The following is a 20,430-nucleotide window of genomic DNA, read 5'->3' on the forward strand; positions in this document are numbered from 1 at the left end:
TACATACGAAAATGTTCTATTATATTGATTTAATTATTATAGATTTATTAACGTCTTTGATAGATAATTATCATCCAAATCTAATTAAGTTCCTTAAATATCAGATATAACAATGTTAATAAGCTAGCAAGAGGATATTATGGAAAAACAAAAAACACAAGCATTTAAATGGTTCTGTGCACTAAGAGATAAGATTATAGAATCTTTCTTATTAATTGAAAAACAATCATCCGCAGAGCCAAAAATCGAAAAGAGAAAGTGGGATCGCCCAGGTGGTGGAGGTGGTGAATCTACAATTATTTTTGGTAATGTTTTTGAAAAAGTTGGAGTAAACGTTTCAAAAGTACACGGAAAATTTGCAGATTCAGCCATTAATGAAATTCCTGGTGCAAGTGAAAGTAACGGAGAGTTCTGGGCAAGCGGTATATCTTTAGTGTCTCATATGCAATCGCCCCTTATCCCTGCAGCACATATGAACACAAGGCTGATATATACTTCAAAACAATGGTTTGGTGGAGGAATGGATTTTACGCCAATATATAAAAATGAAGAAGATTGCAAGTATATTCATGAATCAATCAAAATGACATGTGATAGATTTGACACCGGATATTATCCAAAATTTAAAGAGCAATGTGACAACTATTTTTTCTTACAACACAGAAAAGAGCCGCGTGGTATTGGTGGCATTTTCTATGATAATCTGAGTTCTAGCAACTGGGAAAACGATTTTGAGTTCACAAAAGCAGTAGGTGAAGCCTTTTTGGAAATTTATTTGCACATCATACGTAAACATATACAAAAATCTTGGACAAAAGAACAACGAGAAAATCAATTAATAAAACGTGGCAGATATGTAGAATTCAATCTGTTATACGATCGTGGCACAAGGTTTGGTTTAATGACTGACGGCAATCCAGATGCAATTATGATGTCAATGCCACCACTTGTTAAGTGGTTATAGAGAGCTGCTATTAGTAGAAAATAAATCATCATAGTTTAAAATTGTACCATGGTAGTGAGCTTTTATATAGGGGGTATAATCATGGGCATAATAGATAATTTTTTAATTAAATCTGTCAAAAACAATGACATAAAAGGTGTTAAACTGACTCTAATTCTCTATGATGCATTAAATAGTTTTAGAAAATTCTTTTCAAAGACTATGTCTCTCAAGAATACAGGATCATTTGATATAAATAATAATCAAGCTTTAAATCAGGCTTTAGGACATGCTACAGATCACAAAATAATGGAATTGCTGATTAATCGTGGAGCTGATATCCACTCAATAGATGAGAATGGAAAGAATGTTATAATTCGTGTTATTGAGAGTTTAGCAGAATCAAAAAATCTAAAATTGGATAGTGAGAAAAACTTACCAGCAGAGATAATTCTTCACCCCACAGTTTCCTTTTTACTAGGAAAAGGCGCAGAGTATTATTCTACAGATGATTTGAATGTTGAAGCTATACAACAAAAACCTCCTAGAACCTCTGAATATGAGCCAATAACTATGTACGCTGAGGTGAACAACAATGTAATACCACCTCAAAAACCTTCTAGAACTTTTGAGTATAAGCCAAAGAGCACTAATTATGATGCTTTGCCTTCAAAAGAGCCAATTTACGCTGAGGTGTATGATGCTAAGGTTAGTAACTCATTAGGGGAGAATGGTTATTTGAGTGTATCAGAAGAATCTATTTATGCTGAAATATATGATTCACATAAAAAATCCACTGAAAATTTATCATTGGAAGATAGTGGTTATTTGAGTATATCAGAAGAACCTATTTATTGCACTATAGATGATCTTTCAGAACAAAAAAAGCCTACTAGCCTAAAACAGAAAGAGCCAGAACAGTCGTCAGAACCTATTTATGCTAGGGTAGATTTGTCCAAGAAAAGAGCAGAAAGAAAAGCAAAAGACATAAAAGCTAATTCTGGAACTTGCCATGGGTTAGTGCAAGATAAAGTGAATGATTGGCAAGTGAAGCTAAATGAGCTAAGTGCTAATAAGTCGATAAGTCAGCAACAGACTAATGATCAAAAAATTAAGACCAAGGCTGGCTTTAGTGTAGAAGAAATAAGGCAGAAATATGAGCGTAGAGATTCTGGCTACGATTCTGGCTATGATTCCGATACAAAAGTTGAACAACAATTAGAATTAGCTCCTAAATCTGAGATAGGTTCAGTGAGTATTGAGCATGGAGTAATAGGAGGCTGTCGATATAAGATTACTGATATATCCCTCTAACTATGTGATTCAAAATAATTGAATTGACTTTATATATGTAATCGATATAACCTAGTTAGATTCAAGTTGACTCTTTCGTCTAGTGGTTAGGACACCACCCTTTCACGGTGGTAACACGGGTTCAAATCCCGTAAGAGTCACTCAAGTAGAATATAATTAAAGTTTTGAATGGGAAAAATTAGGCTCTATGTTGAAGAAGCTTTATCACAAGGCGTGAGTTTAGCACTTAATCCACAACAAAGTCACTATATTTGCAATGTAATGCGGCTTAAGAAGTATGATAATCTCTCTCTTTTTAATGGAAAAGATGGAGAATGGTTAGGAGAAGTAGTTAATATATCGCGTAAATTGACAGAAGTTACACCCAAAGAATGCACTAAACAACAGCAATATGAGGAAAATTTATACCTGTATTGTGCCATGGTAAAAAGTGCTGCTTTGAACAACATAGTAAGACAGGCAACTGAAATGGGAGTAATCTGCATTCAATTTATTTCAACGGAACGTACAGTGGTAAAAAATATTAACCTAAGTAGAGCAAAATTACAAGCAATCGAAGCAGCGGAACAATCAGGTAGGATAAGTATACCAGAGATTTTGCCTCCTATTAACTTTTGTGAGTTACCTGATTCCCAGAGTAAAAATTTTGTTTTGTGTGATGAAACAGGTAAAGCTGACAAAGTGCTGAAAGGCAAAAAAAATGTTGCTATTATTGTTGGCCCTGAAGGTGGTTTTTCATCTTATGAACTTGATCTTGCCGATAAGTTTTGTCAAAAATTGAGTCTAGGAAAAAGAATTTTAAGGGTCGATACTGCTGTAGTTGCTGCACTCACTTTCACCAATTGGTGTAGCTAGATTTTTAAATATGACTAAGGTTTGGGTCATAAAGAAATCTGGTTCAGTGTTGCGCGCACAAAAACCCTGTAGACTTTCTACGAAGCAGTCTGTTGTTAAAGAGGAGCTAATAAAAAACATATTCTAAGATAATATTAAATCTCATATTATATTTTTTCTAAAGTAAACAAATGAATCTTGCATTTTGCCTGAGTTATTGATACTCTGAGTAAAGAAGTCGGGGCGTAGCGCAGCCTGGTAGCGCATTTGGTTTGGGACCAAAGGGTCGGGAGTTCAAATCTCTCCGCCCCGATGTTAGTATAATTGTAAGAACGCTGTAACATAAGAGCAATCTCCATCAGTAAGCAAGTAGCTGACACTGGAATGACATTATTTACCATGTAAATTATGGCATATTACATTTTAACGCTCAAGTTTATAAAATAATTGACAATGTTAATTTTCTAATTTATAAATAGATTTTGAAATGATTACCGAAGGAGGTATAGAGTTTGATAGAAGTATCAGTCCATTATGGTGATGTAGACAGAGCTCTTCCAGTATTGAAAAAAACAATTCAAAAGGAAGGAAGAGGGTTGAAAATGAAAAAACAATATCATGAAAAAAAATCAGAAAAAAGAGCTAAAAAGAAAGCTGAAGCTAAAAAAAAGAGGTACCAACAAGAGTGCAGAAGGCAACGTTATGGTTGGTAGTTTGTACTCAAGTTAATAGTTTATCATTGGTTATTTTATGAATATTCACGAATATCAAGCGAAAGAAGTTTTGCATAAATTTAATGTCCCAGTGCCAAAAGGTTTTGTTGCTACATCTGCAGAAGAAGTAAAGACTCAAGTAAGTCAATTAAAATCTGACGTGTTTGTAGTTAAAGCTCAAATTCATGCAGGTGGTAGGGGTAAAGCCGGTGGCGTAAAGCTAGCAAAGTCAGTTGAAGAAGCTCAACAGTTTGTAAAGGACATGATTGGTATGACTTTAGTTACTCATCAAACAGGGCCAAGCGGGCAGCAAGTAAGAAAAGTGTACGTTGAAGAAGGCTCAAGCATTAAGAAAGAGTATTATTTAAGCCTGGTAATCGACCCGAAGCTCAGTAGGCCAATATTCATATTTTCCTCAGAAGGTGGAATGGACATCGAAGAAGTGGCAAAAAATTCTCCTGCAAAAATTGTGAAATTTGATATTGATCCTGCTACAAGTTTTGATAGCAGCAAGTTAAGCAGCAGTTTTCATTTGAGTCCAGAACAAATAGAAAAGATATCGAACATTGCAAAAAAAATATATGATGCGTTTATTGCAACTGATGCGAGCCAAATTGAAATTAATCCACTGGTTGAAACAAATTCTGGAGATTTTATTGCGCTCGATGCAAAAATTAATTTCGATGATAATGCTTTATATCGTCACCCAGAAATTATGGAACTTCGTGATTATGATGAGGAAGTGAAAGAAGAGATAGAGGCTTCAAAGTATGGGCTCAGTTACATCAAAATGGATGGCAGTATTGGTTGCATGGTAAATGGTGCAGGTCTTGCTATGGCAACAATGGATATAATAAAATACTACGGAGCAGAGCCTGCTAACTTTTTGGATGTTGGTGGTGGAGCGAGTAAAGAAACTGTAACTGAAGCATTTAAAATCATATTGTCTGATAGCAACGTAAAAGGAATTCTGGTTAACATATTTGGTGGTATAATGCGTTGCGATATTATCGCAAGTGGAATTGTTGCGGCTGCAAAAGAAATGAGCATTAAAGTTCCTCTAGTGGTTAGATTATCAGGTACTAATTTTGAAGAAGGAAAAAAAATTTTAGAAGAGTCAGGATTAAATATTATTGCTGCAGATGAGCTAGATGAAGCTGCGCAAAAGATAGTAAAAGAGGTAAAATAAAGCATGTCCGTTTTAGTAAACAAAGATACAAGATTAATATGCCAGGGTTTTACTGGCGCACAAGGCACATTTCATTCAGAGCAAGCAATTGATTACGGAACGAAAATGGTGGGAGGTGTAACTCCTGGAAAGGGTGGGAGCACTCACCTTAATTTACCGGTTTTTAATACTGTAGCAGAAGCCAAAGAAAAAACCGGTGCAAATGCTACAGTTATATATGTACCTGCTAAATTTGCTGCTGCTGCAATACTTGAAGCAATAGATGCAAAAATAGAATTGATAATTTGTATTACAGAGGGCATTCCTATACTTGATATGGTGAAAGTTAAGCGTGCGCTTATCGGCTCAAAAAGTCGATTGATTGGTCCCAACTGCCCGGGAATTATTACCCCTGAAGAATGCAAAATAGGAATTATGCCTGGCCATATCCATAAGCGTGGACACATAGGAATTATGTCTCGCTCCGGAACTTTAACTTACGAGGCAGTAGCACAAACAACCGCTGTTGGTCTTGGTCAATCCACGTGTATCGGAATTGGGGGGGATCCAGTTCATGGTATAACATTTGTCGACTGTATGGAGCTCTTTTTAAAAGATAACGATACTCATGGTATTGTAGTTATTGGTGAAATAGGTGGAAACGAAGAAGAAGATGTATCACATTTTGTGAAAACAGAAAAAACTAAAAAGCCAATCGTTGGTTTTGTAGCAGGCCAAACGGCACCTCCAGGAAGACGTATGGGACACGCTGGAGCAATCATCTCTTCCAGCGGTGGAAGTGCTGGTGCAAAACTAGAAGTTATGCGGAGCGCTGGAATTGCAATTGCTGAAACCCCTGCAGTAATTGGTAAGAAGGTATTGGAAGTAATGCATCACTAGAATTAGGGTCACAAAAACCCTATATCACCGGTCATGAATACGTTATTTGCCCATTCGATTAATAACTTGCCTCCTGGTAAATTTACTGAAGTCTGTTGGGCAACCAGATATCCACGTAGTGTGGATGCAACAAGTGCTGCACAGGCTGCACTACCGCATGATGCAGTAATGCCTGTACCTCTTTCCCAAACTCTTAAAGCTATTTCTCCAGACTTTTCAACTTGTGCAATACTAACATTAATTTTCCGAGGAAATAATGCGTGATTTTCTAGCTTTGGTCCTAAATTTCGCAATGGTATTTCACTTATGTTATCAACAAAAAAAACTATGTGAGGATTGCCAATATTTACTGCAACAGGATCTTTTAGCATTTCAAGCTCTATAGGTAAGTGAAGAGTGTCACACTCAGTAGATAAGGGAATTTCATGCCATTTTAGCAAAGGTTTACCCATGTTAACCTTTATGGATTTATCACCCACTTTAAAACACTCTAAAATGCGTTTGCTTGTTAGCTCAATAATGGAGTATTCAGCACCTTTTTCTGACATTATCAAATATCCAACACAGCGTGCTGCGTTTCCGCACATTTCAGCTCGACTGCCATCAGCATTATAGATATGCATAAAACAGTCTGCAGCATTAGACATTGTTATAATTATCACTTGATCACAACTGCTTTGATCAGCAATTTGTCTATGGTTCCAGTCTAAATTGTTTGTTGAACGTGAGTCTATGATAACGAAATTGTTACCAGTGCCGTGCATTTTGATAAAATTTTCAGAATTTTGGCCACTCATCATAAAAAAATATTTCTTCTATTGGTCTTCTTTTCTTCTTACTTGTTTCAGCACCCTCTTCTTCGTAACCAACCGCTATCACTGACATTACGTTAAAGTCATTGGGTATATTGAACTCTTTCACTATTTTATCTCTATCAAATCCACCCATTTGATGGGCCATTAAGTTCATAACTGCAGCTTGTAACATAAGTCCATAATTCGCTGCACCAGTATCGTGATTAGCCCAAAAATTTTCACCTTTATCAGATTTGCGGAAATTCTTAGCGCTTAAAGATATGATTAACACTTGTGCATCTTTTGCCCATTTTTGATTAGATTCATCAAGGCAATTTAGCAGCTTTTCCCATGCGCTTTGATTGTTCTGTTTGTTGCATATTACGTATCTCCAGGGTTCATCACCAAAACATGAGGGAGTCAGCCTTACAGCTTCCATTAAAATATCCATGTCTTCCTGAGATATTGCTCTTGTAGGATCGTATGAACGTCCGCTGTGTCTTGCTTTCATCAACGATAATAGATCTTGTTTACTCATCATTTTTAATTTAATAGTGCATAAATAATTCATTGTAGCACAATATAAGCAAAATTTAAATTGCAAAACCTCTCATACACATATATTACATTTAATAAGTTATTTTTATTGGGAAGGTATGTTTATAACACAATCTAGCAGCAGATCAACACTGGCTGAAATATTGTCTTGCGTTTTACTTTTATTCTTGATGGCTCAAATAAGTATACCATTGCAGCCTGTGCCTATCACATTGCAAACTTTAGGAGTAATGCTTATTGGGCTTAAATTTAACCGCAGAACAGCATTCTATTCTGTGCTTACATATCTATCACTTGGTGCAGCAGGATTGCCTGTTCTTGCAAATTTTTCTGGTGGTTATCACGCTCTCCTTGGACCAACAGGTGGATATTTAATTGGCTGTTTAGCTGCTGTTATGGTAATGAGCAAAGTAAATGAATTACTGAACTCTAAATATAAATCATTTGTGTGTAATTCTTTAAGTTGTCTGGCTGGTACAGTTGTAATCTTTATTTGTGGTGTTAGTTGGCTTGCTGTTTACTTGGGTCTGGGACAAGCAATAATGGTGGGTGTTTTACCATTTATCCTTCCTGGTTTGATAAAAATTTTTCTACTTGTAGCAGCTTTGCAATATTTGAAAAAATGATAAAATTTCGCCCTCATCATTTTATGTGCACCCTCGCGTTTCGGGGATATGGGTATTCTCAGGGTTTTGTAGAAAATTATAGGAAGATAGCAAGTGAAGTGGTTAGTACTCAAATCGAAGTAGTTGGTAACCTTGATAGTATTTGTAGTGCTTGCCCAAACCAGACTAAACAAGGTAAATGCACCGAACAAGCTAAAGTTTTAGAGCTAGATAGAAGGCATATGGAAATTTTAGGAATTAAAATTGGCGAGACTTTGACCTGGAGTGAAGCGGTAGAAAAGATTAGGGAGAAAATGTCTTTAGAGAAATTCGAGTACGCATGTGAGGGGTGCAACTGGCAGCCATATGGAATATGTAAAAATGCCCTTTTAAATCTACAAAGGTAGTTGACAAAATGTTAAGATAAATTGAAGCATTTTTGTGGAAATAAAGCGAAATATGGAAGACAAAAGATAAATGCATTCTGAAAGGCTACACAGCATGTTCGTCCCGCTAATTAATAATATCTTTATTATTGTATGAGATAGGTAATTTAGCATTTATGAATTTGTAATGTGTTGCATATAGCTCAAAGAAATAAGGTTTACTGGTTACACGCTGCAGCCAATGCCACAACACTAGGACCTATGTTTATCTGCATGTTAATTTGCGTTGTGATTTTATGGAGGTCTTCTGTTACCTATGCTAGTGAAAATTTGGAGATACAGAAGGCCTTTGATAGTGTTGTCAAGCATATAAAAGCTGATAAAAAATATAAAGATCTTGATGTTATTGAGAGAAAAAGTGATAAATTTAACATCAAAATTGCGCAGAATTCTGGCAAGAGTTTTGACATATACTCTACTTTAAAAAAAGCAAAAGATTCCTTTGAATCAGGAGATAATGAAACAGCTATTTCTCTCCTTAATCAGATCATTGCAAAGTTTCCTTATCATAAAAATGCTTTAATTGGATTGGGAAATATTTATTACGCTAATAAAGAATACAAAAAAGCTGTAGAGATTTACACAAGACTGTTAAAAGAACACCCTAGTAACCCTTACATATTAAAAAATTTTCTGACGATAATCTCACAATATAATCCTGATCTGGCGTTGAGTGAAATGTTAAAATTGTATGATATACATAAAAATTATGCTCCTTTATTAGCAAATTTAGGTATGATCTATATGAAAAAGGAGGATTATGTAAAAGGTAAAGAGTATATGATAACTGCTATTTCCCTCGATGAAAACAATATTTTTTATACTTATAATTTAGCTGTTATTCTAGATAAACTTTCAGATTTTCAAAATGCTACAATATTCTACTTAAAATTGTTGAACATGGCTACAACTTCGAAAGATGTGAGTGAAAAAATACCTTTATACAAAGTGACAGCAAGACTAAAATTTATAAAACTTCACAGCACGCACTCAAAGATTTCATAAAAGCTTATAGCTCACCTAAATCTAATTTATCGTATCTGTTCAAGGGAGTGGCTAATGTGCAAATATTGAAGCAAAGTGTGTGAAACACAGATGTACGAACATTTGTTTGCAAAGGTAATTTACACAACAAATGCATAACTGTACGAACATTGTGATTTTGGCCCATCAGGAGGGTGTCATCCCAGTGCTTGACACTGGGATCCAGGAATTTTATTAAGTTGGCGAGCATAAAAATAGCTGTTTTATGTAAAAATACAACGTTTTAATGATTATGAAAAAGCTGGATTCCAGTGTCAAGCACTGGAATGACACCATTCTTTTTTCTGGATCCCAGTGTCGGCTACTTGGATGACACCATTTATTGTAAGGACTTACCTCACATTTACTCTATGATTATCTTTTTAGATCACCTTGTCTACCTATTTTGCCACTCTGCTGAACGGATACAATTTATTGCTATTTTTGTTTACAATAATAATATTGAGCTATAGAATTAGATCTAAAGGGGCAATTAGCTCAGCTGGTAGAGCATCTCGTTTACACCGAGGAGGTCGGCAGTTCAAGTCTGTCATTGCCCATTTGCTTAACTGAATGTTAGTATTATTAATTACTTCAATTAAAGTATAGAAAATGCAGGATAATATAGTACCAATCTCAATAGTAAAAGAGCTGGAAGATTCTTATCTTTCCTACGCAATGAGCGTTATCATAAGCCGGGCTATACCTGACGTGCGGGATGGATTTAAACCTGTTCACAGGCGCATATTATATGCAATGTCAAGAGCTGGATTCGATGCCGGTAAGCCATATAAAAAGGCAGCTCGTATAGTTGGGGATGTAATGGGGAAATATCACCCACATGGTGATGCAGCTATTTACGATTCCTTGGTTAGAATGGCCCAAGATTTCTCTCTTCTTTTACCACTTGTTGATGGGCAAGGTAACTTTGGTTCGATAGATGGAGATCCACCAGCTTCAATGCGATACACAGAAGCAAGACTTCAAAAAGTGTCGCACTTTTTACTGAATGATATTGATGAAGATACAGTTAATTTTAGGCCAAACTACGATGGAAATGAAACAGAACCAGTTGTGCTGCCTGCAGAGTTTCCGAATCTATTGGTAAACGGTGCAAGTGGTGTTGCAGTTGGTATGGCAACCAATATTCCTTCTCATAATCTTGGAGAAATAATAGATGCTTGTATATTATATGTAAATAATCCTGAAGTTACTTTGGATGAGTTACTTGAAGTGATGCCAGGGCCGGATTTTCCAACTGGGGGAACAATTCTTGGAAGGTCTGGAATAAGATCAGCATTTGCAACTGGTCGTGGATCAATTGTTGTGCAAGGCAAGACTCATATAGAAGATCTGCCACAAGATAGGCAAGCAATAGTGATTGATGAAATACCTTACCAGGTAAATAAAGTAAAATTAATTGAGAAGATAGGTGAGCTTGTAAAAGAAAAAAGAATTGATGGTATAACAGAAATTAGGGATGAGTCCGATAAGTCTGGTATTAGAGTAGTAATTGACCTCAAAAGAAATGCTGAAGCAAGTTTTATACTTAATCAAATATTGGGGCTAACTCCACTAAGAAGTAGTTTTAGTGTTAACACTTTAGTGCTCAATAACAACAGGCCTGCTTTGATGTCATTGAAAGAAATCATAACTGCTTTTGTTGATTTTAGAAAAGAAGTATTAATCAGGAGAACAGAATTTCGTCTAAGAAAAACGAGGGAAAAAGCTCATATATATATAGGGCTCTACATTGCGGTCCTCAGCATAGATGAAGTGATAAAAATCATCCGCGGTGCAAAAGATCCTGCGGAAGCAAGTAGAGAACTTTTAAATAAAGAATGGAAAACTTCGAATGAAATCAATACTATTATCGAGTTGATTTCAGATAGCGCAAGCTTTTTGAAAGATGGAGTGTATAGATTAACTGAACTACAAATTAAAGCTATCCTTGATATGAAACTGCAGCGTTTAACAGGCCTTGAAAAAGACAAATTAGAAGCTGAGCTAAGTTCAATGATCAACCTGATAAAAGAATATATCGCTTTTCTTGGCTCAGGAGAGAAGTTGATGAAAGAAATAAAAAACAATCTACAAGAAATAAAGAACAGATTTGCTGTGCCGCGAAAAACTTCAATAGAAGAGTCAGACGCGGACATTGAAGCTGAAGATCTAATTCCACAAGAGGATATGGTGATAACCGTAACTATGAATGGTTATATCAAGCGTGTAAAACTTTCTCACTACAGAACTCAGCGTCGTGGTGGAAAAGGAAAGCTAGGACAGGGATTAAAAGAAGAGGATGTAATCACAGAATTATTTGTTGGAAATACCCATACTAGCTTTTTATTCTTTTCTAACATTGGTCGAGTTTATAGATTAAAAGTTTATAAGTTACCTCTTGCAGAGCCAACCGCACGTGGAAGAGCACTTGTTAACATATTTCCGCTTAGCGATGGTGAAACTATAACTAATATCATGCCATTGCCAAGTGAAAATGACGAAAATCAAAACATAGTTTTTGCTACTGCCTATGGAAACATAAGGCGTAACTCCTTAGCGGACTTTCACTATATTCCAAGCAATGGAAAAATAGCAATAAAGCTCGATGAAGGAGACAAATTAGTATCGGTTAAGGTATGTAATGAAATTGACCATGTTTTACTTTCAACAACGCTTGGAAAAAGTATCAGATTTGTTGTAAGTGATGTGCGTCAATTTAAGAGTCGCAATTCAGATGGCGTAAGAGGTATCAAACTTGTAAAGAATGACAGCGTGATATCCATGACCATATTAAATGGGATAGGTGTAGCAACAGAAACAAAAGAACTTTACTTAAAAGTTCCACTTGCAAAAAGACTGGGGACTGCAATTAATAACTCCATTGATTCTAAATTGGAAAAGACTTTGAATGATTTAGGAATAGATAACGAATTATTCTTAAAACTTGCAGTGAATGAGGAGTTTATATTAACTATTACTGAAAATGGCTTTGGTAAAAGAACTTCTGCGTATGAGTATAGAGTAACTAACAGGGGTGGTGTTGGTATCACCAATATTCTTACTACTAGCAGAAACGGTAATGTTGTTGCTAGTTTTCCAGTTGAGCAGGGTGATAATATAATGCTTATTACAGATAAAGGAAAGTTAATTCGCATTTCGGTCAATGAGATTAGAATTGCAGGACGCAGCACTCAAGGAGTCACTCTGTTTAAAACAGAAAGTAGAGAAAAAGTGGTGTCAGTAGCGAAAATTGAAGATCCTGATTCCACTGAAGATAGTATTTTTGAAGTTGAAAACTCTATCGCTTCTTAACCGTAGTATAGGTTAAACAAAAAGCGCAAGTTTTTGTTGATTAATACGCAGTATTTAAATTAAAATATATACTTATGGCTAAGTAAAGATCAATGGACAAAAAATTAACTAAAAATAAAAAACCACTGGCAGACAAAGAGGATAAAAAAACACCTCCTGTTAAAGATCTTACTAAAAATAAGAGTAGGAGAGATTTTATAACATTAACTACATGCGCTATGGCAGGTATAGGAGCTGCAAGCGGACTTTGGCCACTGGTTAAATCTATGAATCCTTCTGCTGAAGTTCTAGCAACTTCCACAGTGGAGGTGAATTTGTCTGGAATTCAGGAAGGACACGGAGTAAAAGTAAAGTGGCAAGGTAAACCAGTATTCATTCGTAGACGCACAAAGCAAGAAATTGAGGCTGCAAGAGCTGTGAATGTGAAGAGCTTGAGGGATCCTCAATTAGATGAGCAGAGAGTATACGAAGGAAAAGACGAATGGTTAATTATGCTTGGAATATGTACACATCTTGGGTGTGTACCGGTTGACCACGCTACAAGAGATGGTAATGGTTGGTTCTGTCCTTGCCACGGTTCATATTATGATACATCAGGTCGAGTAATTGGGGGTCCTGCACCGAAAAATATGGCTGTACCTGATTATTTTTTTCCCAGTGAGAATGTTGTGGTAATTGGCAAGAAGGCTTAACGAATATAAATAAACTCGTTAAAAAAAACTCACAGGATCAACATCTATTATCACTGCAATACTCGAATTCAAGTTACAATTTTTAATCCAATATTTCAGCTTTTTTTGTATGGATAGACTATGCTTATTGTGTATTTTTAATAATACCCTATACCGATACTTATTATTTAAAAAATTTATCGCTGCTGGTGATGGGCCAAGAATTTCAAATTCCTTTTTGTCTACACCTACATTTTTTTCCTGGATACAAATAGTTGAGCTACTTGAATGACAGAGAAGAGATTTTACTATTTCATTCGCTGCTTTTTGTGTTGCAATCTGATTCTTACCACAGATTATAAGCGCTATTAATCTGCTAAATGGTGGCATTTTGGCTTCGCGTCTTGACTTAAGTTCGATTTCATAAAATGAGTCTCTTTTTTGATGCAGCAATGCTTTTATTATTGAACTTTCAGGATTATTGGTTTGCACTATTACCATTCCTTTTTCATTAAACCTTCCTGATCTGCCTGCAACTTGGTGCAATAATTGATACGTCTTTTCCGCTGCTCTCAAATCAGAATTTTCGAGACTCAAATCTGCATTCATTACTCCAACCAAAGTTAATTTGGGAAAATTGTGCCCTTTAGCAATTATTTGTGTGCCGATTATAATGTTCACCTCTTCTTTCAATATCAAGTCAATTACGTTACTAACCGACTTCTGATCGCTGCTTATCATCGCAGTTTTTGCGTTTGGTATTAATTTCACCATTTCTTCAAGCAACCTTTCAATTCCTATGCCGTAGAGGGACAATGGCTGTTCACTTTGGCAATTAGAGCATTTCTCTGGAAGTTTTAATTGATAAGAGCAATGATGGCACAAAAGAGCATTTTTTTTCTTGTGATATGTAAGCCAAACAGCACAATTTAAGCAGGAAATTTTATATCCACACTTTTTACAAATTGCCAGTTGTGCATACCCTCTGCGGTTTAGAAAAAGCATAACCTGCTGTTTTTTCTCTATGGTTTGTTTGATGCTTTCAAAAAGCTCAGAGGAGATCCATTGCTTGTTGTTCCTCATATCTACTACTTTAATGAGTGGCAATTCTGCACCACCAAATCGTTTAGTTAGCTTTACATGATTGTAATTCCCGTTTTTAACATGATGAATCGTTTCAAGCAGTGGAGTAGCTGATGATAAAATAATCGGAATATTTTCAAATTTGGCTAAGATTATCGCCATATCTCGAGCATTATATATAATTCCCTGTTCTTGTTTAAAAGATGAGTCGTGCTCTTCATCAACGATAATCAATTTTAGGTTTTTATAAGGCAAAAAAAGTGCTGATCGTGCACCAATAATTATCTGCGCATTTCCACTTGCTATATTGAGCCAATTATTCCGGCGAGTTTTTGGAGTGAGTCCTGAGTGCCATTCAACTAAGTTTTTTGATATCTGACCGCGAACACGATTTACCAATTGTGAAGTTAAAACAATTTCAGGTAGGAGGATTAAAATTTGTGTATTACCTTCTCCTGATGTCATTTCAACATATTCTGGTGTCATACTAGTACGTGGCAAAGACGGTATGCTAAATGTTACAGTGGGTTTTGCCTTGAGTATAAAGGTGTCATTCCAGCGCTTGACACTGGAATCCAGGAATTTTGATTGTAAATTAGGTATTGGTTTTAAGTTAAAATAAACATTTGTAATGAGGTTATATGAAAAACTGGATCCCAGTGTCAGGCTACTCGGATAACACCCTCTTGGTAGACCCAAATCACAATGTTCGTACAGTTGTGTCTCTGGGCACTGGGATGGTAAAGTCTGAGCAGCATTTGGAACGGCAGTGTAATTCTTAATCAATTGTGCAATCACAGAGAGATAAACTTCCGTTTTTCCAGATCCTGTCTCACCATCAAGCAAAGTCACTGAATACTCATTCAAACTGCTGATTATTTTATCACTAGCTACCTGCTGTTCAGGGCTTAATTGGCAACTTATTTCACTTATTTCCTGCTTCTGCTTAGCACAAACCAATTTATCTATGTGATTTACTTTTAACACTCCTCCCATTATCACTTTGGCAAGCATACCAACAGGTATTAAGTTATACTGCGCAACCCACTCTGCAAATGCGATCAATTTTGGTCTAATATTTGGTAAATCAATTTTTTGCTCAATAAATTTTAATTCTCGGTTACTTTTATCACTGTATTTCCAAACTATTCCGATTAAGCGTTTTTTGCCAAATGGCACCACTACGTAATCTCCAAGTAAAATCTCAGTATTTTCCTCAATTGCATATGAAAATAACTGATCAATTGGAAGTGGTAGTAATACGTCAACTGTTTTTGCCATAGTGATTGAGTTTAACATTGTTTTAAAGAGCTTGTAACTTTATTAAGCTTGGCAATATAGATGAATCGGTACAGAGAAAATCTTAACGTTTAACACATTTTTCATAGTACAGACCGTATGATTGATAAATAAAATGATTTATAGAATTTGTGGAGGCTACCAATGGTCAACGACAAGATTACTTTGAACTTTGAAATAGAAAAAGGCGAACCTATAGATCGATACTACTTTTCTGCACATATAAAGCTTACAGATGAAAGCAAAAATCTTTTGCGCGAGAAGCTTGGCAGTACAATTCAATTCGATAATCTAGATGATCACTTCAATCTTAACCATGAGAATTTTTATATCTACTACAACAAATATAGTGAGCACAATGGTAGAAGTGAGCTACACGTTAGGGATGATAACGGTAAATATTTAACCTCCAATCTTCCACTTAATTACTATGGATTCTCAATGGAACTATCACCTGACGGAGCGTCAATTGCAGATTATGGTTTTTATCCTCTGTATGCAATCTATAACCCAAATCACTATGATAAAGCAAAGGAAAAAGTATTTGATGATCACGGTGAATTGTCACCAATTGCATCAAATGTGTTAGATAATTTTTTAAGCAACACAAATAGCTTAACCACACAAGATATATTACAAAATGTATTCTCACAACTGCAGAAGAAAGCTGATGAAGAAGCAGAAAGATTGGCAAGAGAGAGAGAAGCAGAAAGACAAAGGGAGGAAGAGTTAAATGAAAAGAACGAGGAGTTAAAAGAACTTGTAGAAAAGGATGAGATTAAAATATTCAAAGTGGTAAAAGGTAATGATTTAGGTAATGGGCATTCAGCAGTAGTTTTACAACTTGATGGGGAAGAAGGTGACAAGATACCTCTCGACTCTAGTAAATACTACATAGCAGAGTATAGACACCACCCAGAATGGGAAGGCGATGAATATTTAAATTTTGTTAGCCCTGATAGTGATATGCTGGTTAATTATGAAAACTTATTTTTTGTGCTCAATCAAAGCTCCTACTCAGACTTTGAAAGTGGGTTTTATTCAGAAAACAGAACCGATCCCCATAATTATGCTAAATATTCAAAGGAACCATATTTGAGTGGTGACCAGCTATCTGAAAAATTATCTAATGAATTGGAGGAAGATAGCAATCAGATAGGTACTGAATTTACAATTGATGATGAGCAAGTAGACGAAGAAGTTGTGGTAGAGAGTGAAGCCAAGTCTGGGGAGAAAGGAACGGTTGGTGAGGATAACGCAAAAAATACTATACAGGAAGAAGAATCTAACTATATAGATCAAATGCAAGCGGATGATAGCAGCAGTTATAAACCAGCTTTGCAAAGCAATCGTGATGATTATGCTGATACGAAAAAAGCTCTGCAGGAAAAATTGCATGGAGATGAAATACACAAGCAAAGTAATGAGAAAGCTCAAAAAGATATAGAAGTAAAAAAAGTAACTGTGGAAACTGACAGTAGCAGTAATAAGACTGAAAAACAAACAAAACCAACAGAAGATGAACAAGAAACTGTTATGGCAAGTGTGATAGAAAATATGGATAAAAATTCTGATATTGAAGCAGAAACTTCTAACAGTGTTGCAAATTCACAACATCCCTTAAAAATAAAGACAGGAAGTCCTCTTGAAGTGGGAAAGTATAAGGTGGAGCTGCAAGTGACATATGATGATGTAAAGAATTTTTATGATACCGTACGTGGTAAATATCATGCTGGCGATGGATATAACTACGAACAAGTAATGGTTTTATATAATGAAATTGTTAGGCCCGCTCACAATCATCATTACGAGCTGTTTACTCTTGATGAAGCACATGTTGCTAATGATCACCTGTTTATCAAGGGTCAGGATTTTGGAACTCTAAATGATTTTAATGAGATGTTCTATAAAAGTGATGAGTTAATGTGATGTAAAAAGCAAGATTCAATCTGGTGAACGAGAGTTAACTGACAGAGGAGATTGACACGTATGCCTTTATCTTTAAGATTGTTTATCAAGTATAGACATCAGCTCGCCCCATTCTCTTTTACCAATATTACTTTCTTCTCTAGTAACGTTTTCCCCTTTAATTAATTTGCGAATTATTTCTAGACCAGTTCTTGAAATACAGGCTGATTCTAGGCAATATTCAACAAAGGCATTGTAGGCCAGTGGAACCCATTTTTTTATTATATCCAGCATAACTTCTGCATAAACTCTGATTTCATATTGGGCATGCTTATCAGCTCTAAGCTTCAAAAAATGAAGGAGATTATGCAGATCTATTTTCCAATAAAATTGCGTGTAGTAATTAAGCATTAGGTTAGTTCTGGCAATTTCTCTTGCAAGCCCCTGCTCAATAAATTTTTCATAATGAGAATATACTAAATTAGAGTCATTTATTAGAGAATCTATTATTTCCTTTGAGGTATCTGGATCAAAAGCTTCCCCGCTACCTTGTTTATTATTGTCAGATTGTTTTGCAACTTGTTCTGGTTTAGGTGTATAAAATTCATTATCAAGTATTGAATACCTTGCTGAATATTCATTCACATTTGCAGTTCTATGCCTTATCCATTGCCTTGCAACAAAAATTGGAAGTTTCACGTGAAACTTAATTTCACACATTTCAAATGGAGTTGTATGATGATGTCTCATTAAATACTTTATAAGTGCTTCATCCTGACTTATCTGTTTTGTTCCCTTGCCATAAGAAACACGAGCAGCTTGAACTATAGCGCTATCAGAGCCCATATAATCCACTACTCGAATAAATCCATGGTCTAATACCTTATGTTCTTCATATAAGATTGCATCTATTTCTTTTACTATAGTTCGTTTGGTTGCTTCATTCATAAAATATCCTCAAGACGAAATGGAGATATCAGCTCCACATGAATTGAGTTTTTCATGCATTGCTTCATATCCTCTCCATAAATGATGTGAATTGTTTATTATAGTTTCTCCACCGGCTACCAAAGAAGCAAGCACCAAAGCTGCTGTTGATCTTAAGTCAGTAGCATATAGATTAGCTCCAGATAAGCTTTTTATTCCACTTATAGTAGCTTTGCTTTTCTCGATGCTGATATTAGCACCTAACTTTCTCAATTCATCTGCATGTGTAAATCTGTTTTCAAAAATGTTCTCTTCAATTACTGATATCCCATCAGCGATGCACATTGCAGACATCAGTTGTGGTTGCATATCACTGGGAAAATTGGGATATGGATCTGTCGCAACGTTAGCAGACTTAATAGAGCCATTTTTTCTGGAAATAACAATGCCTCCATCATACAGTTCAACCATAGCTCCTATAGTCTCCAACTCATTTGTAATACACCTTATATCAGATAGATTTATTCCTTCCAACTCCAACTTACCACCGGTTATTATAGCAGCTAGTGCATAGGTGCCTGCTTCTATGCGATCTGGTATTATTTTATGAACACATCCATTTAGTGCTTCAACTCCTGTTATTATGACCTTTGTATTATCAATTTCAATATCAGCACCCATTTTCTTCAGAAAATCTATTAAATCAAGAACTTCCGGCTCAGTTGCAGCATTGTTTATTGTTGTCACTCCTTCTGCAAATGTTGCTGCCATTATTACATTTTCTGTTGCGCCAACACTTATTTTCTCAAATGTGATTTCTTTTCCTTGTAGCTTTCCTTTCACTGTTGCAATTATATTATAGCCGTCAATTTCAATTTTAGCTCCCATTTCTCCTAATGCTTTAATATGCATATCAACGGGACGCTTTCCAATGTTGCATCCACCAGGAAATGCTGTTCTCGCTTTGCCAAATCTGCTAAGCATTGGACCCAATATTAGAAAAGAAGTTCTTAGCTTACTTGCGGTTTTATATGGCATCACGTGATTGTTGATATTGCTGCAGTCAATTTTCAAAGTATGGTTCGCTTTATAATTTTTATTGTGCATAAAGTTCACTTCTGCTCCAAGACTTTCAAGCAACTTAGACATTAGATGCACATCAATTAAATCAGGTACATTATGCAAAATTACCGGGGAGCTACTTAATAGACTTGCTGCCATTATTGGTAAAACAGCATTTTTTGAGCCATTAATCTTGATTTTTCCGACCAAAGGTTTGTAGTTATTTCTTATTAATATCTTGTGCATTTAATTAGATATAAAGTATAATTCATTAGTTTATTGAAGTCTTACTAAGTATAATAGATTGACCGTAAAAGGCAAAATTTGCTTTTTCTTCCTCATCATCCCAGTGTCATGCTACCTGCATGACACCTGATGCGAATTGCCCCCGAAATTTTATACTATGAATTACTCAAATGACGCTCTCGAGCTTTATCAAACCAAATAACACCAATTGCAACAATGAAATAACCAGCTGCTCCTAATGTAAGGCGAATTACTGCATCGAAAGTTGACAGAGGAGGAGACGGCATTAGAATGCTCAAAACACTATACACAAGATTATTTGTTGCATGAGCAATAGTTACTGGCCAAATCGAGTTGTCTTTTTCAAACAACCAGGTAAACATTATAGACATTGCACAAATATAAAGGGTATAAGCACAAATAGTCGGGAATGTAAAGCCATCCTTCCACAAAGCTGAGCCAGCAACCACATAAGTTGGTATGTGCCATACTGACCAAATAATACCGACAATAATTGCTCTGATATAAAAATTTGATATTTTGCTTTTAAGATTTTTCAAAAGATAGCCACGCCAACCGATCTCTTCACCAAGAGACATAATGATCCACATCACAAAGGTT

20 protein-coding genes and 3 tRNA genes are annotated in these 20,430 nt (G+C 35.7%); 16 read left to right on the forward strand and 7 right to left on the reverse strand.

All coding sequences use genetic code 11. The features are described 5' to 3' along the window. The first annotated feature begins 139 nt into the window (after positions 1-139). The 8 genes from hemF (at position 140) to sucD (ending at position 5,872) form a co-directional block, all read left to right on the forward strand. Positions 140-964, forward strand: a complete 825-nt coding sequence (hemF, locus tag ACFEL3_RS04755; protein WP_022626154.1) for an oxygen-dependent coproporphyrinogen oxidase — start codon at positions 140-142, stop codon at positions 962-964. An 81-nt stretch (positions 965-1,045) separates the two neighbouring features. Then, positions 1,046-2,257: a hypothetical protein gene (locus ACFEL3_RS04760; protein WP_022626153.1), complete on the forward strand. Its 1,212-nt coding sequence runs from the start codon at positions 1,046-1,048 to the stop codon at positions 2,255-2,257. Between the two features lie 68 nt (positions 2,258-2,325). Next, positions 2,326-2,397 (forward strand) — tRNA-Glu (locus ACFEL3_RS04765). A gap of 28 nt (positions 2,398-2,425) precedes the next feature. Continuing rightward, positions 2,426-3,112 carry a 16S rRNA (uracil(1498)-N(3))-methyltransferase gene (locus ACFEL3_RS04770; RefSeq protein WP_006279818.1) on the forward strand — a complete coding sequence of 229 codons (687 nt, stop codon included), beginning with the start codon at positions 2,426-2,428 and terminating at the stop codon, positions 3,110-3,112. A 218-nt stretch (positions 3,113-3,330) separates the two neighbouring features. After that, positions 3,331-3,404 (forward strand) — tRNA-Pro (locus ACFEL3_RS04775). A gap of 199 nt (positions 3,405-3,603) precedes the next feature. Then, positions 3,604-3,804, forward strand: a complete 201-nt coding sequence (rpsU, locus tag ACFEL3_RS04780; RefSeq protein ID WP_006279819.1) for a 30S ribosomal protein S21 — start codon at positions 3,604-3,606, stop codon at positions 3,802-3,804. 37 nt (positions 3,805-3,841) lie between these two features. After that, on the forward strand, positions 3,842-4,993 hold the full coding sequence (gene sucC / locus ACFEL3_RS04785) for an ADP-forming succinate--CoA ligase subunit beta (protein ID WP_006279820.1): 1,152 nt from the start codon (positions 3,842-3,844) through the stop codon (positions 4,991-4,993). Positions 4,994-4,996: 3 nt separating this feature from the next. After that, the gene (gene sucD, locus ACFEL3_RS04790) at positions 4,997-5,872 is read left to right on the forward strand and encodes a succinate--CoA ligase subunit alpha (RefSeq protein WP_010963102.1); all 876 of its coding nucleotides are present in this window, start codon (positions 4,997-4,999) and stop codon (positions 5,870-5,872) included. Between the two features lie 8 nt (positions 5,873-5,880). Here the strand turns inward: sucD and dapF are convergent, their stop codons facing one another. Continuing rightward, the gene (gene dapF, locus ACFEL3_RS04795; protein WP_006279822.1) at positions 5,881-6,669 is read right to left on the reverse strand and encodes a diaminopimelate epimerase; all 789 of its coding nucleotides are present in this window, start codon (positions 6,667-6,669) and stop codon (positions 5,881-5,883) included. Next, a complete protein-coding gene (locus ACFEL3_RS04800; protein WP_095742826.1) occupies positions 6,650-7,237 on the reverse strand; it encodes a nitroreductase family protein in 588 nt (195 codons plus the stop codon). Before ACFEL3_RS04800 ends, dapF begins: the two co-directional genes overlap by 20 nt. 85 nt (positions 7,238-7,322) lie before the next feature. Here ACFEL3_RS04800 and ACFEL3_RS04805 point away from each other — a divergent pair, with 85 nt between their 5' ends. From ACFEL3_RS04805 to ACFEL3_RS04815, 3 genes are all read left to right on the forward strand, one after another. Beyond that, on the forward strand, positions 7,323-7,850 hold the full coding sequence (locus ACFEL3_RS04805) for a biotin transporter BioY (RefSeq protein ID WP_015589442.1): 528 nt from the start codon (positions 7,323-7,325) through the stop codon (positions 7,848-7,850). After that, positions 7,847-8,236 (forward strand): DUF1284 domain-containing protein, encoded by a 390-nt coding sequence (locus tag ACFEL3_RS04810; protein ID WP_010082044.1) that lies wholly within the window; start codon positions 7,847-7,849, stop codon positions 8,234-8,236. Before ACFEL3_RS04805 ends, ACFEL3_RS04810 begins: the two co-directional genes overlap by 4 nt. Before the next feature lie 168 nt (positions 8,237-8,404). Next, positions 8,405-9,280, forward strand: a complete 876-nt coding sequence (locus tag ACFEL3_RS04815; protein ID WP_010082043.1) for a tetratricopeptide repeat protein — start codon at positions 8,405-8,407, stop codon at positions 9,278-9,280. 4 nt (positions 9,281-9,284) lie between these two features. Here the strand turns inward: ACFEL3_RS04815 and ACFEL3_RS04820 are convergent, their stop codons facing one another. Beyond that, complete coding sequence (locus tag ACFEL3_RS04820) at positions 9,285-9,509, reverse strand: hypothetical protein (RefSeq protein ID WP_152550491.1); 225 nt, start codon at positions 9,507-9,509, stop codon at positions 9,285-9,287. Between the two features lie 61 nt (positions 9,510-9,570). On the opposite strand from ACFEL3_RS04820, the gene ACFEL3_RS04825 reads away from it, so the two are divergent. From ACFEL3_RS04825 to petA, 4 genes are all read left to right on the forward strand, one after another. Further along, the gene (locus tag ACFEL3_RS04825) at positions 9,571-9,771 is read left to right on the forward strand and encodes a hypothetical protein (RefSeq protein WP_152550490.1); all 201 of its coding nucleotides are present in this window, start codon (positions 9,571-9,573) and stop codon (positions 9,769-9,771) included. Between the two features lie 14 nt (positions 9,772-9,785). Continuing rightward, positions 9,786-9,858 (forward strand) — tRNA-Val (locus tag ACFEL3_RS04830). Between the two features lie 52 nt (positions 9,859-9,910). Next, positions 9,911-12,613, forward strand: coding sequence for a DNA topoisomerase (ATP-hydrolyzing) subunit A (gene gyrA / locus ACFEL3_RS04835; protein WP_070356997.1), 2,703 nt, complete (start codon positions 9,911-9,913; stop codon positions 12,611-12,613). Between the two features lie 92 nt (positions 12,614-12,705). After that, positions 12,706-13,305, forward strand: coding sequence for a ubiquinol-cytochrome c reductase iron-sulfur subunit (gene petA / locus ACFEL3_RS04840; RefSeq protein WP_010963095.1), 600 nt, complete (start codon positions 12,706-12,708; stop codon positions 13,303-13,305). An 18-nt stretch (positions 13,306-13,323) separates the two neighbouring features. Here petA and priA read toward each other — a convergent pair whose 3' ends face one another. Continuing rightward, a complete protein-coding gene (priA, locus tag ACFEL3_RS04845; protein ID WP_010963094.1) occupies positions 13,324-15,666 on the reverse strand; it encodes a primosomal protein N' in 2,343 nt (780 codons plus the stop codon). Between the two features lie 144 nt (positions 15,667-15,810). On the opposite strand from priA, the gene ACFEL3_RS04850 reads away from it, so the two are divergent. Continuing rightward, on the forward strand, positions 15,811-17,595 hold the full coding sequence (locus ACFEL3_RS04850) for a hypothetical protein (RefSeq protein WP_010963093.1): 1,785 nt from the start codon (positions 15,811-15,813) through the stop codon (positions 17,593-17,595). 72 nt (positions 17,596-17,667) lie between these two features. Here ACFEL3_RS04850 and thyX read toward each other — a convergent pair whose 3' ends face one another. From thyX to ACFEL3_RS04865, 3 genes are all read right to left on the reverse strand, one after another. After that, positions 17,668-18,522 carry an FAD-dependent thymidylate synthase gene (thyX, locus tag ACFEL3_RS04855; protein WP_010082033.1) on the reverse strand — a complete coding sequence of 285 codons (855 nt, stop codon included), beginning with the start codon at positions 18,520-18,522 and terminating at the stop codon, positions 17,668-17,670. 9 nt (positions 18,523-18,531) lie between these two features. Then, positions 18,532-19,809 carry a UDP-N-acetylglucosamine 1-carboxyvinyltransferase gene (gene murA / locus ACFEL3_RS04860; RefSeq protein WP_265018003.1) on the reverse strand — a complete coding sequence of 426 codons (1,278 nt, stop codon included), beginning with the start codon at positions 19,807-19,809 and terminating at the stop codon, positions 18,532-18,534. 155 nt (positions 19,810-19,964) lie between these two features. Further along, positions 19,965-20,408 (reverse strand): CPBP family intramembrane glutamic endopeptidase, encoded by a 444-nt coding sequence (locus ACFEL3_RS04865; RefSeq protein ID WP_231115834.1) that lies wholly within the window; start codon positions 20,406-20,408, stop codon positions 19,965-19,967. Between the last annotated feature and the right edge of the window lie 22 nt (positions 20,409-20,430).

Origin of the sequence: Wolbachia endosymbiont (group A) of Opomyza germinationis (assembly GCF_964264765.1) — a bacterium.
Taxonomy (GTDB): domain Bacteria; phylum Pseudomonadota; class Alphaproteobacteria; order Rickettsiales; family Anaplasmataceae; genus Wolbachia; species Wolbachia pipientis.